This window comes from Paenibacillus sp. UMB4589-SE434 (assembly GCF_030226685.1).
Taxonomy (GTDB): domain Bacteria; phylum Bacillota; class Bacilli; order Paenibacillales; family Paenibacillaceae; genus Paenibacillus_B.
The window spans coordinates 203,430-218,220 of sequence record NZ_JASOYK010000007.1; the positions used below are offsets into that span (position 1 = coordinate 203,430).

The window sequence follows — 14,791 nt, forward strand, 5'->3', positions numbered from 1 at the left end:
CAATTAAAGCTGAGCTGGAGGTACTGCCATGGCTTTGAACAAAACAGAGAAAAAGAACTCCGAGCTGCGTTCCCTTTCTTACTTCTTAAACAGCATACGCCAAATAACGTCGGACACGCCGGCTCTCATTAATAATACAGTCTCACGACCAGCCGAATACCGTTTGCTGCTGATCATAAAAGGACATGTCGAGCTGAGCGTGAATCGTCAGCATTATTTAGCGGGACATCAATCCTATTTCCTTCTTGCCCCTACCCAAACTGCCGAACTAGAACGCGTAAGTGAAGATGGCCTGCTCTATGAACTAGCCTTTGAAGTGGAACACCGTAGAGGAGAGCCTTTTCATTTAGCTAAAGTATGGGGAATGGAGCTCAACTACGGAGAATGTTCCGTCTCAAAAATATTAGAGATAATAGAAACCTTGCTTCAATATTCGACTGTACATGACGATCTAACCTGGCTCAAATATCAACAGCAGTTCCTTGCCTTGCTTAGTGAATTATTGGAACAGCTAACTGCTCAGCCAGTCCCGGCCGTCGATCCTAAAGCAGCCATAATAGATACCATTTCCTTTTTACAAGCAAACTTCCATAAAGATATAACCGTACAACAACTAGCTGCTATGTCTGAGCTCCCTCGCTGGCAGTTCTGTCGTATGTTCAAGCGCTTAACGGGCCAGACACCAATTGATTATATGACCGCGCTCCGAATCGAACAAGCGAAAGAACTGCTGACCGTATCAACAAAGCGTGTATGGGAAGTGGCACACCAAGTTGGCTACATGGACGAACAGTACTTTAGCCGTCGCTTTCGACGCATTACAGGCCTGACACCAAGCCAGTATTCACAACTGCACAGCACGGAGCAATGCATTAAAGATTGGCGGGGAAGGCAGATTCTCATTCCAACTCGTCCGCAGCGTATCGTTTATGACGACGCCAGCACACTTGGCGATCTGCTTGCACTTCATGTTCCTCTTGTAGGAGCAGATTTGCGCCAACACCATGTGGACTGGTTTCGTGCAAGGCTGAAAGATACACAGGAAATCGGTTTTCCCGCTATTCCAGATAAGATCCGTGCACTGCAGCCTGACCTTGTACTACTAAGCCGTTATGGGAGTGAGCAGTACGAACAGATTGCTTCGATTGCGCCAACGTTTACCTTTAATGAGTACGCTCCACTCTCTCAGCGTTTGCACAAGCTAGCTCATATTTTGGGCATCAAACAGGAGGCTCATGCCTGGCTCGATGAATATGAGCAGCAGATCGAGCAAATGTGGAGAGTACTAAGAGAACTTCACTCCCAACAGACTGATACGGAGACGGCAGTCGTACTATTTTATGATCATAATCAAAGGTTGTATCTGCTGAATCGGATGTGGGGATTGGCCAAGCTGGTTTACCATCCACTTGGCTTCCGTATGGATCCGCGCCTGCAAATGGTGCGGCCTAACATGGGCAGGTACTTTTGTATTCCACCGGAACAGTTAAAGGATTATGTCATGGGTGATCGCTTATTCGTCCTTGTTAGACCAGCTAGAAATATAAGTGCTGCCCAAGCGGCACTTCGTCAACTTTCAGGCTGGAACGAACTACCCGCTGTTCAAGCCAACAAAGTGCACTTTCTCGACTGTGTCTGGAATAGTGATGATGGCTTGACAAGCAATTTGCTGCTGAAGCACTTTCCACATCTCTGGACGCCATGACTTAGGGGGGCCCGCTGTGATTCCGTTGGGATCACTCATTGTCCGTGCCACCTGCAGGTCGATCAATTATTCGCTGCGTATATTGATAAAAAAGAAGCTGCTCCCCTCTTGTTACACTTAGGGAAAGCAGCTTCTTTATTCTCTAGACTGACTATAAGCTTAAGCTTCGCCCGCCGGTGGCGTGAACGTACGCTTCGCAAGCTCGGAATCAAGCATATAGAAAGCGTTGCTGTCATTGTCAATACGACGAAGCTTTTGAATGATGCTGTCGAAGGTTGACTCTTCCTCCACTTGCTCATCGATAAACCACTTGAGGAAGTTGATTGTCGCATGTTCGCGTTCATTCCACGCAATGTCGGATAATTCATAGATACGCTTTGTTACAGACTGCTCATGCGCATAGGAATGTTCAAAAGCGTCAAGCAAGGAGCTGTACTCATTCTGAGGGTTCTCCATCCCGCTGATCACCGCACGCTTGCCCAATGTATTAATAAAGTGGAATATTTTCATTCCATGGAATTTCTCTTCTTCCGCCTGCACGATGAAAAAGTTAGCAAACCCATCAAAGCTCTCCGACGAACAGTAGGCCGCCATGGCCAGATATACCTGCGAGGAATAAAATTCATAATTCATTTGATCGTTTAACTTGTCGAGCAGCTTCTCACTTAACATCGGATCACTCTCCCTAATGGCTTGTCTTGATGAAAGGTAAGCTTTTACAGCTTGTGCACATAAAATGACACAGCCTGACGGAAACGTCTCCGTCCGGCATCATTCCTTATCCTGTACAAGCATGCTTCCTTCTATTCTCAGTATGTTAGAAATAAGCGGAGATGTAAATGAAAACTTGCCTACAGTACAAGCTCTTATTGATTCAAATGGCTATGCTTACGTGAATATACAAAGTATACGACCGTCCCTACGCCAATCCATATCACAAAGGAAATCCAAGTGATTAAAGGCAAACTGACCGCCAAATATAAGCAGAATAATGCACTAAGAATGGGCAGTACCGGCACAAACGGAACCCGGAAAGAAGCTTTTAAATCCGGGAATTTCTTGCGTAAAACGATAATGGCGATGGATATTAACGTAAATGCAGCCAACGTACCCATATTGACTAAATGAGCAAGGGTGGTTAAATCAATAAAGCCTGCAATTCCTGCAGCTACAAACCCGGTTATCCATGTGTTAGCGAATGGAGTTTGAGTCTTGGCATTGACTTGCGAGAACTTCTTCGGTAGTAATCCATCACGGCTCATGGCGTAGGCTAGGCGAACTTGCGCATAAATTAAAGCCAGAATAACAGTTGTAATCCCAAATACAGCTCCGACTGAAATGATACCCGCTACTGAATTTTGTCCAACTGATTGTAGTGCTAGTGCAACAGGGGCACCCACATTTAACTCGGTATACGAAATCATCCCTGTTAATACACCCGATACGACCATATAGACAAGGGTACAAATAAATAAGGACGCGATTATGCCAATAGGCATCGTTTTTTTAGGATTTTTTACTTCTTCTGATGCTGATGCGATAACATCAAACCCGATGTAAGCAAAGAACACAGTAGCTGCGCCTGTAATAATCCCGTTAAATCCAAACGGAACAAATGGCACCCAGTTGTCAGGTTTAACATACCAAATTCCCACAACGATAAATAACAAGATAACTGCTAATTTGACAAATACCATGATGTTGTTAAATTTAATACTTTCCTTTACCCCTTTACTAACAAGTGCAGTGATGGCCAATATGATGAGAACGGCGGGTAAATCGATAATTCCTCCTTTTCCTACACCAGGAGCAGAGGACACAATGGCGGGGACATGTATTTGAAAGCCCTTAAGCAAGGATTGAAAATAAGCTGACCAGCCCGTTGCTACAGCAGAGATTGCCAGTACATACTCAAGCATAAGATCCCATCCGATCAGGAAAGCACACAATTCGCCCAACGTTGCATATGTGTATGTGTACACGCTTCCCGAAACAGGTACAGCTGATGAAAACTCAGCGTAACAAAATGCGGCGAGTGCGCAGACTATGCCTGCGATTGCAAATGATAGCATGATTGCAGGTCCAGAAGCTTCTGCCGCTACCACACCAGTAACCACAAAAATACCGGTACCGATCACACAGCCTACGCCAAGAAAAATTAAATCCATTAAGGACATAGCCCGAGCCAGTTCTTTTTTCTCACTTTGAGCAAGCATAAGACTCAGTGACTTTTTTCGAAACAGCTGATTCACAACAATTCCTCCTATGCAATGGGCACAAAAAACATTTTTAGTATGCCGACATATGCAAAATTTATTAATTTTGCAAACCATCTCCGCGTCGACGTTCATCGTATGCATGCAGCATAGGAGAAATAGATTTTGCTAAATTTTCAGTTATACTATCATTTTTCTGTTTAAAGCATCAATTTAGAATAAATTCTATTTTTATAAATTTTTGTATATTAAAATAGGCGAGAAGCGAAAAACCTAGCATAGATTCTTTGGTTGTATAGTCATACTCAATAATTCTTTAGGCGTGATCCGTTTCATATGTCCAATTGCAAAGAAAAAGCACGCTCGTGTCGATGTGTATACATCGCAGCAGCATGCTTTCTTCATAGCTTTCTATTTATACAATTTGTGGCTAGTTACTTCTTCCATCGTTGCCCGACTCATCATATCAATTTACGGCTATACCATTTCTCGCCTCTAAAGCGCCAGACAAAGATCGAGCCACGAACGCCCCATTCGATGACCATCGCAATCCAAACACCCATGATTCCCATGCCGAGTGTTATCCCTAACACATAGCCCAAAATTACACGGAGTACCCACATCGTAAGCAGCGACGTAATCGATGTAAAATTCGAGTCACCGGCTGCTCGTAAGGCGGAAGGCAAAATAAAGCTAATTGACCATAAAAATGGCTGTGTGACTGCAATCAGCACCAGAAGTTGAAAGATATCCGGCACAATCTCGGCTGGCGGAGAGAATAAGCTCACGATGAACGGGTATAAAGGTAAAAGAATCGCCGCCATCACAACAAAAAATATCGAGGACAGCCATATAAACGACTTAATAAACTTCCTCGCATCTTGAGTGTTCCGTCGCCCGATACATTGGCCGACCACCGTTACTATGGAGATGCTCAACGCATTTGCCCCGATCTGAAATACCAATGAGATGGAGCCGCCAATCGCGTTCACTGTAATGGCCATCGTTCCAAGTTGAACGATAAACGTCTGCGTTAATAGCTTTCCACCATTAAAAAACATCTGCTCCGCCGCGAATGGAACGCCAATAATCATAATTTTTTTAAGAATAGAGAAATTAAGCTTAAGTGCATTTTGGATACGGAACCGCAGCGTCTGATTGTATTTAACTAAATAGATTAACGCAATAACCATGCCTAATACTCTTGCTGTGATCATCGAAATAATTAACCCGACGACCCCCATATCCAGAAACGTAATAAACAAAATATTTAAGCCCAAGTAGGTAAGGTTCATAATAAGCGACAAACCCAAGCATGCTTTGGTCTCGGCAATCCCTCTCAGCGCTCCCGTTATAGCTTGGAAAATCGCAATAAAGGGGTAAGAGATACAGCTACCAATGAGAAACAATTTCGCATTGTCGAACACTTCCGCTTCAGCCTGTCCAAACAATAAATCTAACGTTGGATTATGAAAAATAATGACCAGCGCGCTAATCAGGATCGATAAGATGGCCACGGCAGATATGGCCTGCGCGGCTGACTTGGCAACCATCTCCTTATTGCCGCTGCCCTTATACTGCGCTACGATAACGGTTCCGCCCGTTGCCACAGCAACAAAAACGTTAATTAAAAAGATATTCAGCGAATCAACCATACTCACTGCACTAACGGCTGCAACACCTGATGAGCTGATCATCGCCGTATTTAACAAGCTCATCAAAATAATAAAAGCTTGATCCACAAATATCGGGATAATTATCGCGATAATTTGTTTATAATCAAGCGTGTCACCTGTGAAATATTTGTTCAGCAGGAACGTAGTCCTTCTCTTTATACTGGGATCTATTGTACTCAGTGTAATCATCTCTTTTTTTGGTATTATTCTGCCATGGAATCCATTGACAGCGCTAGTTGCTGCATTATTATACCACTATCCCAAGGATATAAAAGTGATGACTGTTACCTTAACAGGGCGTAAAAGCGACCTTTTGAGCGACATATGGGCAGTCGCCGCTCCAGATCGCAGGAGAGGTGGAAATGTGGCGTATGCTGGATATGTTTATCTAGTGATGTTCTGATCAGGCCTCTATCAGTTCCTTATCACGCAGCGATACCAAGATGACAAAACCGATCATGACCTCCGTAATGTCCATCGCGGTTTGTTTGCCATTCCACGTATCGGATTGCCACATCGCAAACCATTCTGAACCTACAATGGCAAAGCCAAAAAACCAAATACTGAACGCCAGCATGTAGGCGATATATGCGCAAGTCTTTGCATTATTAAACAACTTTGCTTCTTGCTTTACGTTTCGAAGCATCCTCACTGCTGCAATCCAGGCGAACAAAGAGAACAAGCCTTCCGCAGCAATAATGCCAACGTAGGCCACCGTGTGCAGGATCGGACTCGTTATGGAGCGCCACATAAGCGCATTCCCGTCAAAGGTAGTATCCATCGACAGCACATGCTGTACAAACATATAGTTGGAATAATAATCCATAAGATTGCCTGCAAAAATTGCCGTTCCAAAAAGTGCCGTAAAGAAAACGATCAATACTTTTAAATACCGTAAGGTCAAATTGCTCAAGACACATCTCATCCTCTCATGTTTTGTAGACAGAACGACAGTTCGATAATGCTTACACGATTTCCCTCCTCAGAAGTTATACCTAAATTTTACCACATAAAATGATTATTATCTGAATAAAAAAGGACACGCATGAGGCATGTCCCTTGTTCTGCTTATGCTGTTGTTTTACCGCCACCGTCCTGCTTCTTTTTTAACTTAGCTTCTGCTTTCTCTAGATTCTCAGCAACTCTGTACTGTACAATTTTGCTTATTAATTCATAAGGCATCGGCTGATCAAGCGGAAATTGCACGGAGCCTTTAGCCCCTTTGAATGCTGATAGTTCCTGTTCAAATGCGCTGATTCCGCTTGGAGTCGGATAAAAGCCAATATGATGCTTATAGGCTGCAAAATGCACCAAATTGCCATGCAGGACAAACGTAGGCATTTGATAACTGATCTTTTCGCTTGCACCGGGTGCTGAATCTCGAATTACTTTTCTTACCGCTTCAAGAATAACCTGAACCTCAGGAGAAAATTGTGAAATATACGCATCGATAGTTTCATATATTGTTTTGTTTCCGTCCATTGCTCTCCCCTCTCCTCACCTTTAATAAATTCAGTTACTCCTCACTAAGCAGCTGCTTTAGTGTGTCAATATCATTCATCGAAACCAATTCCTCAAGATGATCAAATATCTTCTTCTCATCCCAGTTCCACCATTGAAGCTCCAACAATAACTGAATCACCTCATCGTTGAACCGCTTCTTAATCATTTTTGCAGGGTTGCCGCCAACAATCGTATACGGTTCAACGTTTTTGACTACAGTTGAATTAGAAGCAACTATTGCCCCGTCACCAATTGTTATGCCTGGCATAATCGTGACATGCTGACCCAGCCAAACATCATTACCTATTAGAGTATCACCCTTGAAAGGCAGCTGTTCAATCGTTGGAGTAACCTTTTCCCAACCTCCAGCGAAAATATTGAAGGGATATGTAGTGAATCCATCCATCCGATGATTCGCACCATTCATAATAAAAGTAACTCCTTCAGCCAAGGCGCAGAACTTGCCGATAATCAGCTTATCACCTAAAAAATCATAATGGTGCTGGATGTGATCATAGAAACGCTCTGGAGAGCTGGTATTATCGCTGTAATAGGTATAGTCACCAATCTCAACGTTTGGTCTACCTGGCAAATTTTTGATATAACAAATGGTTTTAATCTTGTCATTAGGATACAGCTTCGTTTTATCTGGAGCTAGCGACATGCATTCACTTCCTCTCTAATACATAACATCAAAGTCCTGAGTACATCCTTGAGTGCGTTCGGGCTCGTGCGTGAACCATATAGAGCTAATGCACGAATACGCTCATCTTGATTGGCAGCTTCTAATACCAAGTCCATGATCGCTTGTTCTGTACGAAGAAGATTCCTTCAATACATGTTCACTTCGCGTGTTTTCCCTTACATAACTATTCCTATCCTTCACAGCCCATCCAATGACCTATTTATAGGAAATAATAACAAGAATACGCTTCGATAGCGATACTTCAAATTAAAAATAGGTTGCGAATTTTAGACGATGTTTGCGGATTATGGGATTATGTAACCGGTAACATCCTTGCTACAATGAACATGCAACTAAACGATCTTAGTTCAGGGGGAATAAAAATGAAAAGGCTTTCTATATTAGTGATGGCTTGTATGTTGTTTATGGGAGCACTAAGTGGATGTGGAAATAACGAGTCCGAGCAAGCGGCATCCAATAAACTCGTCATCTACAGTCCGAACAGTGAAGAAATTATTAAGACGATCATCCCAATGTTTGAAAAACAAACAGGAATTACGGTTGAGCTTGTAACGGCTGGGACTGGCGAAATTATAAAGCGTTTACAATCAGAAAAACAAAATCCTTATGCTGACGTAATGTTCGGTGGTTCTATGGCAGGCTATCGTGAACATGCCGACTTGTACGAGCCTTACGTATCACCAGAAGACAAAAACTTAATCGAGGGACATCGTAATACGTCAGGATTTGCAACTCCTTACATCTCAGATGGAAGCGTGCTGCTCGTAAACAAAAACCTCGTTGGCGACATCAAAATTGAAGGTTATGAAGATCTGCTTAATCCAAAGCTTAAAGGTAAAATTGCATCTGCTGACCCAGCGAGTTCAAGCTCCGCATTCGCACAGCTGACCAATATGCTCAAAGCGATGGGCGGCGATTATGAGAATGATAAAGGTTGGGACTATGTCAGCAAGTTGATCCAGAACCTTGATGGTAAAATTGCAAGCGGTTCCGGAGCGGTTCACAAAAGTGTAGCTGATGGTGAGTATGTGGTTGGTTTAACTTATGAAGACCCTTCTAGCACATATGTGAAAAACGGTGCTCCGGTAGAAGTGGTGTATCCAAAAGAAGGCGCCGTATTCCTGGATGCAGCATCCGCGATTACAAAAGGTGCTCCACACATGGATAATGCCAAGAAATTTATCGACTTCATTCTTTCTAAAGATGCTCAGGATGCGTTTGGTACGCAATTGACAAACCGTCCGCTCCGTCAAGATACGAAGCTTGGCGACCATATGAAGCCATATGCCGACATCAACATGATTAAAGAAGACACAGACTATGTAAGTGCTAATAAATCCAAAATTGTAGAGCATTACATCGAAATGTTCACAAGCATCAAATAAATTATAGAGAATTAGGTGACAACTATGAGCGTGAATATATCCATTAAAGACTTAGTAAAAAAGTATGGAGATACTACCGTCATTCCTGAGTTGTCCCTGGAGATTAAGAAGGGTGAGTTTTTCACCCTCCTTGGTCCTTCGGGATGTGGAAAGACAACTCTGCTGCGTATGCTCGCTGGCTTTAACAGCATTGAAGGCGGAACAATTAATTTTAACGAACGAGTTATTAATCAGGTGGAACCGGGAAAACGAAATATCGGGATGGTATTTCAGAGCTATGCGATTTTCCCTCATTTAACGGTCAAAGGTAATATCGCTTTCGGCCTTGAGAATCGAAAGTTATCCAAAGCTGAAATTGCCTCCAAAGTAGATGAGATTTTGAAAGTTGTTCAAATCGAACAATATAAAGATCGGATGCCAAAAAATCTGTCAGGCGGTCAGCAGCAGCGTGTTGCACTAGCAAGAGCGATCGTCATCCGACCAGACGTCCTACTAATGGATGAGCCTCTATCGAATCTGGACGCCAAGCTTCGGGTCGACATGCGGAATGCCATTAAAGATATTCAAAGAGAAGTTGGCATTACAACGGTATATGTAACGCATGATCAGGAAGAAGCTATGGCGGTATCCGATCGGATTGCCGTTATGAAATCCGGAATCATTCAGCATTTGGGCACACCGCAAGAAATTTATCAGCGTCCTGCAAATGTGTTTGTTGCTACTTTTATCGGCCGGACCAATATTATCAATGGGTGTCTTACAAAAGAAGACAATCACTATAACTTACATTTCGGTGTAGAATACGTCGAAGAACTCACGAACATTAAGCTAACGGGATCAGATAAGCAAGCCACTCTTGACGTCAAAATCTCGGTTCGTCCTGAAGAGTTTATCATCACTGAGGATAACACAGGCATCAAAGCAACCATTGTACACAGCGTATTTTTAGGCCAGAACACTCATTACTTTGTGGACTTGGAATCCGGTCAGCGGATTGAAATTACGCAGGAATCAAAATCCACACACATATTAGAGCCTGGTCAGATTATTTTCCTAAAAGTGAAAAAGGATAAAATTAATGTGTATGACACAACAGGTGAATTGAATTATACAAGGAGCGGTCAGCTATGAAGGGGACACGCAAACGATTTGATGTCTGGACCAACATTTCATTCCTGATCTTTATCTTCTATGTTCTCTTTCTTGCATTACCTTTGTTTACGATGTTGATCAAAAGTGTATACAACGGCACGACGGGTGACTTTTCCTTCGCCTATTTTACGAAATTTTTCAGCAAGCCTTATTATTTAAATGCACTATTTAACAGTATTAAAGTAACCGTCAGTGTGACATTCCTTGCTGCACTCATTGCAACACCGCTAGCCTATATTATGGCAACGGTTAAGATTAAAGGTAATGCTACTATTCGAGTATTAATTCTGATCTCATCGATGTCAGCCCCATTCATTGGAGCTTACTCTTGGATCCTGCTGTTAGGTAGAAACGGCGTCATTACCAGATTCATTAGTAACACGTTTGGAATTACGATGCCTGATATATATGGCTTTACAGGTATACTAGTGGTCTTAACTTTACAGATGGTGCCTCTTATCTTTATGTACGTATCCGGAGCACTAAAAAATGTGGACCAATCGTTAATGGAAGCTGCCGAAAGCATGGGTTACAAAGGCTTCAACAAAATGCGCAGAGTGCTGCTTCCACTCATTACACCAACGCTGCTCGCAGGCGGACTGCTCGTATTCATGCGTGCACTCGCTGATTTCGGTACACCGATGCTTATTGGTGAAGGATTTAAGACCGTCCCTGTACTGATTTTTAATGAATTTATCAGTGAAGTCGGCGGCGATGATGGCTTTGCAGCTGCAATCAGTGTCATCGTTGTTCTCTTTGCAACAGCGATCTTCCTGATGCAAAAATTCATTTCCAATCGTAAATCGTTTACGATGAGTGCACTAAATCCGATTGAATCCAAGAAGAAAAAAGGAATTGGCAATATTGCAGCACATGTCGTCATCTATCTGTATACTTTGATTGCACTGTTACCGCAATTGTACGTCATCTATACTTCTTTCTTGAAATCAAACGGCCGTATCTTTGTAGAAGGCTTCTCGCTTCAAAGCTATCGCGATGCATTTAACAATATCGGGAGCGTCATTACGAACACGTTTGTGTTAGCTATCGTATCCCTTGTCGTTATTATTCTGTTAGCAATACTAATCGCTTATGTAACCGTTCGCAGAAAGAACGCCTTAACCAATACGCTTGATATTTTCACAATGTTCCCTTACATCGTTCCGGGTTCCATTTTAGGGATAGCGTTATTGATTACGTTCAACGACAAACCGCTTGCATTAAGCGGAACCGCGTTAATTATGATTATCTCGTTTGTTATTCGGCGGCTGCCTTATACGATTCGATCAAGTGCCGCCATCTTGCACCAGATCAATGATGGAATTGAAGAAGCAGCAATCAGCCTGGGTGCTTCCCAGATGAGAACCTTCTTTAAGATTACACTGCCGATGATGCTTGCCGGTGTCGTCTCTGGTGCTATCTTAAGCTGGATTACAATCATTACCGAATTAAGCACCTCGATCATCCTATATACGGGCAAGACAAAGACCGTAACGGTTGCCATTTATACCGAGGTTATTCGCGGGAACTACGGGGTTGCTGCAGCACTGTCCACGATCCTTACCATTATTACAGTCGTGTCGCTGCTGACCTTCCTTAAGCTGTCCGGGCAAAAAGAAGTTTCACTTTAATCAGATAAGCTTCAACCACTTCCAAGTCGGTACCTGCATCAAGGGACCGACTTGGTTGTATTTGGATGACCTTCGGATGAAGTGATTATATTCAGCCTTGTCCAGCAGTAAGGTATAATAAAACAAAGGTCTTGGTATGGATGGGGGGCACAATGGAACATAAAAAGTATCGCAACTTCAAAGAATCAACCCGTCACTTATTTCGAATATATACAATTATCCCGTTTGCCGTGTTAATGATATTGTTTCTGGTGTTTACTATCATTAATGGCAGAATGAATTTGACTCAAAAGACAACCGAGGCTGCCCAATCCATTAGTCAGTCCATGGCAGAAGTGTATCAGCAATACTACAACGAGATTAATAGGATGGCTGCCTCACCTGCTGTGACAAACTACGTAAACTCACACTTGGGCAGTGATAAGGTGTACTCTGAATTTTATGATTTTAATAACCATCAGAAGGTGAAGAGTATTTTCCATATTGTCAGTACGGGAGGCATCTTTCTGGCTAGCTCTGCTCCGCCGGAAGTGCTGTCGTCCAACTTTGCTTTCAGCAATCTGATTAACCGGATTCATCAACGGCCACAAGATACGCTGAGCGAAATGAACAGCTTCCGTTACTCCCATGATCGCGATACGAGCTATACGTTTGGCAAAGCGATCATTAAGAACGGGCAAACGCTTGGATATATCATTTATCAACTGTACGAATCGGACATTCAGAAAATTATTTTCGAGCAAAATAACGAAATTGCGATGATCACCGACCAACATAATACGATTATTGCCACTACAAGCAATGCAACCAAAGGGGTTCTGAATAAATTCAGCCCTACGTTCGATAACCAGGGGCATGTATTATTAAATAATGGCAAGTATTATATGTATACCAAACGGATACCTGATACGCCGATTCAAGTCGTCACGCTTAACTCTTACAAGTCCGAGCAATACACCTACTATACGGTGTCTGTGTTTGTCCTTGCTGCGAGCGTATTGTTATGGATCATGATTCAGATCATGTCTCATAAAATGTCTACCCGCAATTCTGAATCTATCGACAAGTTAATTCATGCGTTAGCGCAGCTGCGCGAGGGGAATTTTAACGGGTACGTCGACATTCAGACCAATGATGAATTTGAGATTCTTGGGGATGAATACAACGTGATGCTGGATCGATTAAAGGATCTGATGGAGAAAAACAAAGAATTGTCAGAGCTCAGCACCATTATTGAGGTAAAACAGCTGCAATCGCAATTCCATCCGCATTTTATGTTTAATGTGCTGGAAACCCTGCGTTATGCCATTAAAATAGACGCCAATCAAGCACAAGACATCGTAATGATTTTATCCCGACTGCTCAGGTACAGCATCGGACATGATCGCAGTGTCCAACTGCAGGATGATATGAATTATGTGCAAGACTACCTTAAACTACAGCATATTCGTTTTAATGAACGTCTGGAGTATCAGATATCCGTAGCGGAGGAAACCCAGGAGGTATACGTCCCTAAGCTGCTATTGCAACCCATCATTGAAAACGCTATCAAGTATGGTTATCAACACCAAAGCAAGGTGCTTATTGAAATACGGATTTATACATCTGCAGGTAAGCTAATACTGGAAGTGCATGACAATGGCCATGGGATGAACGAAGAGACGTTGCAGCAAGTAAATCAAATCTTACAGAGTCAGAGCAATACGACAAAGCATATTGGGCTATACAACGTTCATCGCCGTTTAGTGCTGTTATATGGTGAGCAATCTGGTATTCACATAGACAGTACGCAAGGAAAAGGCACCTGTGTGACACTTACGATTCCTTACGAATGGGGTGAAAATGATGTTTAAGGTTCTGCTGGTAGAAGATGAAGATATGATTCGCAGAGGAATAAGATTTAGTATAGATTGGCTGAAATACGATTGTATCGTCATTGAAGAAGCCCTGAACGGACAAGAGGGCTATGAGAAGATCTGCGAACTTCGGCCTGATATCGTCATTTCGGATATCAACATGCCGATCAAGGATGGCATCTCGATGATTAGAGAAGGGCTGCTGCAGCACACGTTTAGCAGTATCATCATCTCGGGCTATAATGAATTTCATCTTGCCAAGCAAGCTATCCAGTTAGGTGTAACCGAGTTTCTCGTAAAGCCATTAGAGGATGACCAACTGATTCGAGCACTGGAATCTGCCAAAGCAAAAGTAGATTTAATCCGTAAATATGAAGTCATCTCCAGCTTCAAGCAAGAAAGAGAAGAGATTATAAACAGCCGTTTTTTAGAAAAAGAAACCAAAACATCAAAATATGTAGCCAAAATGATCGCCTATGTACAAGAGCACTACGCCAAGAAGATCAGCATTCATGATCTCGTGGAGCAGCTCGACTTAAGCGCCTATTATTTAAATCAAAAATTTAAGGCAGAAACGAGTTATACATTTAATGAGTTTGTTAACCGCTATCGCATCCAAATCGCGATCGATTTATTAAAGGCAGGAGATAGCAAAGTATATACAATCGCGCAGGATATCGGCTTTAGTGACTACAAGTACTTTATTAGCATTTTCAAAAAGTATGCCCATAGTACGCCGAGCCAGTATCAAGAAATATTTCGAAAGCAAGAATGATGATTTGAAACATAACCTAATGCAGCCAGTTACTTTACTCCCCCTTCTACTAAATAAATATAGTATGAAACTTTAGCATCCAGCGCGTACCGCTAATTCAAGCAGTGTGCGCTGGTGAGCTGATGATAAGACTTTTCCCATATTAGTATCCCCTTCCACATATCATTATCACTTTCTTCTAATAGG

The 14,791-nt window shown here is 42.6% G+C and carries 12 protein-coding genes and 1 pseudogene; 6 read left to right on the plus strand and 7 right to left on the minus strand.

Going from position 1 to position 14,791, the window contains the following annotated elements:
* Positions 1-28: 28 nt before the first annotated feature.
* Positions 29-1,705 (plus strand): AraC family transcriptional regulator, encoded by a 1,677-nt coding sequence (locus QP775_RS20905; RefSeq protein WP_285108814.1) that lies wholly within the window; start codon positions 29-31, stop codon positions 1,703-1,705.
* Between the two features lie 159 nt (positions 1,706-1,864).
* Here the strand turns inward: QP775_RS20905 and QP775_RS20910 are convergent, their stop codons facing one another.
* The 7 genes and pseudogenes from QP775_RS20910 to QP775_RS20940 form a co-directional block, all read right to left on the minus strand.
* The gene (locus tag QP775_RS20910; RefSeq protein ID WP_239331518.1) at positions 1,865-2,377 is read right to left on the minus strand and encodes a ferritin; all 513 of its coding nucleotides are present in this window, start codon (positions 2,375-2,377) and stop codon (positions 1,865-1,867) included.
* A 194-nt stretch (positions 2,378-2,571) separates the two neighbouring features.
* On the minus strand, positions 2,572-3,957 hold the full coding sequence (gene bcaP, locus QP775_RS20915; protein ID WP_285108815.1) for a branched-chain amino acid transporter BcaP: 1,386 nt from the start codon (positions 3,955-3,957) through the stop codon (positions 2,572-2,574).
* A gap of 425 nt (positions 3,958-4,382) precedes the next feature.
* Complete coding sequence (locus QP775_RS20920) at positions 4,383-5,786, minus strand: MATE family efflux transporter (RefSeq protein WP_483312037.1); 1,404 nt, start codon at positions 5,784-5,786, stop codon at positions 4,383-4,385.
* 214 nt (positions 5,787-6,000) lie between these two features.
* Positions 6,001-6,510, minus strand: coding sequence for a DUF2165 family protein (locus tag QP775_RS20925; RefSeq protein WP_285108816.1), 510 nt, complete (start codon positions 6,508-6,510; stop codon positions 6,001-6,003).
* Positions 6,511-6,665: 155 nt separating this feature from the next.
* Complete coding sequence (locus QP775_RS20930; RefSeq protein ID WP_285108817.1) at positions 6,666-7,079, minus strand: iron chaperone; 414 nt, start codon at positions 7,077-7,079, stop codon at positions 6,666-6,668.
* Positions 7,080-7,113: 34 nt separating this feature from the next.
* Positions 7,114-7,764: a Vat family streptogramin A O-acetyltransferase gene (locus QP775_RS20935; protein WP_285108818.1), complete on the minus strand. Its 651-nt coding sequence runs from the start codon at positions 7,762-7,764 to the stop codon at positions 7,114-7,116.
* A pseudogene (locus QP775_RS20940) lies at positions 7,755-7,910 on the minus strand (aminoglycoside 6-adenylyltransferase); the annotation flags it as partial. The gene QP775_RS20935 and the pseudogene QP775_RS20940, both read right to left, overlap by 10 nt.
* A 258-nt stretch (positions 7,911-8,168) precedes the next feature.
* Here QP775_RS20940 and QP775_RS20945 point away from each other — a divergent pair.
* The 5 genes from QP775_RS20945 to QP775_RS20965 all read left to right on the plus strand — a co-directional run bounded on the left by QP775_RS20945 (position 8,169) and on the right by QP775_RS20965 (position 14,605).
* Positions 8,169-9,191 (plus strand): ABC transporter substrate-binding protein, encoded by a 1,023-nt coding sequence (locus QP775_RS20945; RefSeq protein ID WP_285108819.1) that lies wholly within the window; start codon positions 8,169-8,171, stop codon positions 9,189-9,191.
* Between the two features lie 24 nt (positions 9,192-9,215).
* Positions 9,216-10,322, plus strand: coding sequence for an ABC transporter ATP-binding protein (locus QP775_RS20950; protein ID WP_285108820.1), 1,107 nt, complete (start codon positions 9,216-9,218; stop codon positions 10,320-10,322).
* Positions 10,319-11,974 (plus strand): ABC transporter permease, encoded by a 1,656-nt coding sequence (locus QP775_RS20955; protein ID WP_239331502.1) that lies wholly within the window; start codon positions 10,319-10,321, stop codon positions 11,972-11,974. Before QP775_RS20950 ends, QP775_RS20955 begins: the two co-directional genes overlap by 4 nt.
* Positions 11,975-12,126: 152 nt before the next feature.
* Positions 12,127-13,827 carry a sensor histidine kinase gene (locus QP775_RS20960; protein WP_285108888.1) on the plus strand — a complete coding sequence of 567 codons (1,701 nt, stop codon included), beginning with the start codon at positions 12,127-12,129 and terminating at the stop codon, positions 13,825-13,827.
* Positions 13,820-14,605 carry a response regulator transcription factor gene (locus QP775_RS20965; RefSeq protein ID WP_285108821.1) on the plus strand — a complete coding sequence of 262 codons (786 nt, stop codon included), beginning with the start codon at positions 13,820-13,822 and terminating at the stop codon, positions 14,603-14,605. Before QP775_RS20960 ends, QP775_RS20965 begins: the two co-directional genes overlap by 8 nt.
* Positions 14,606-14,791 lie beyond the last annotated feature (186 nt).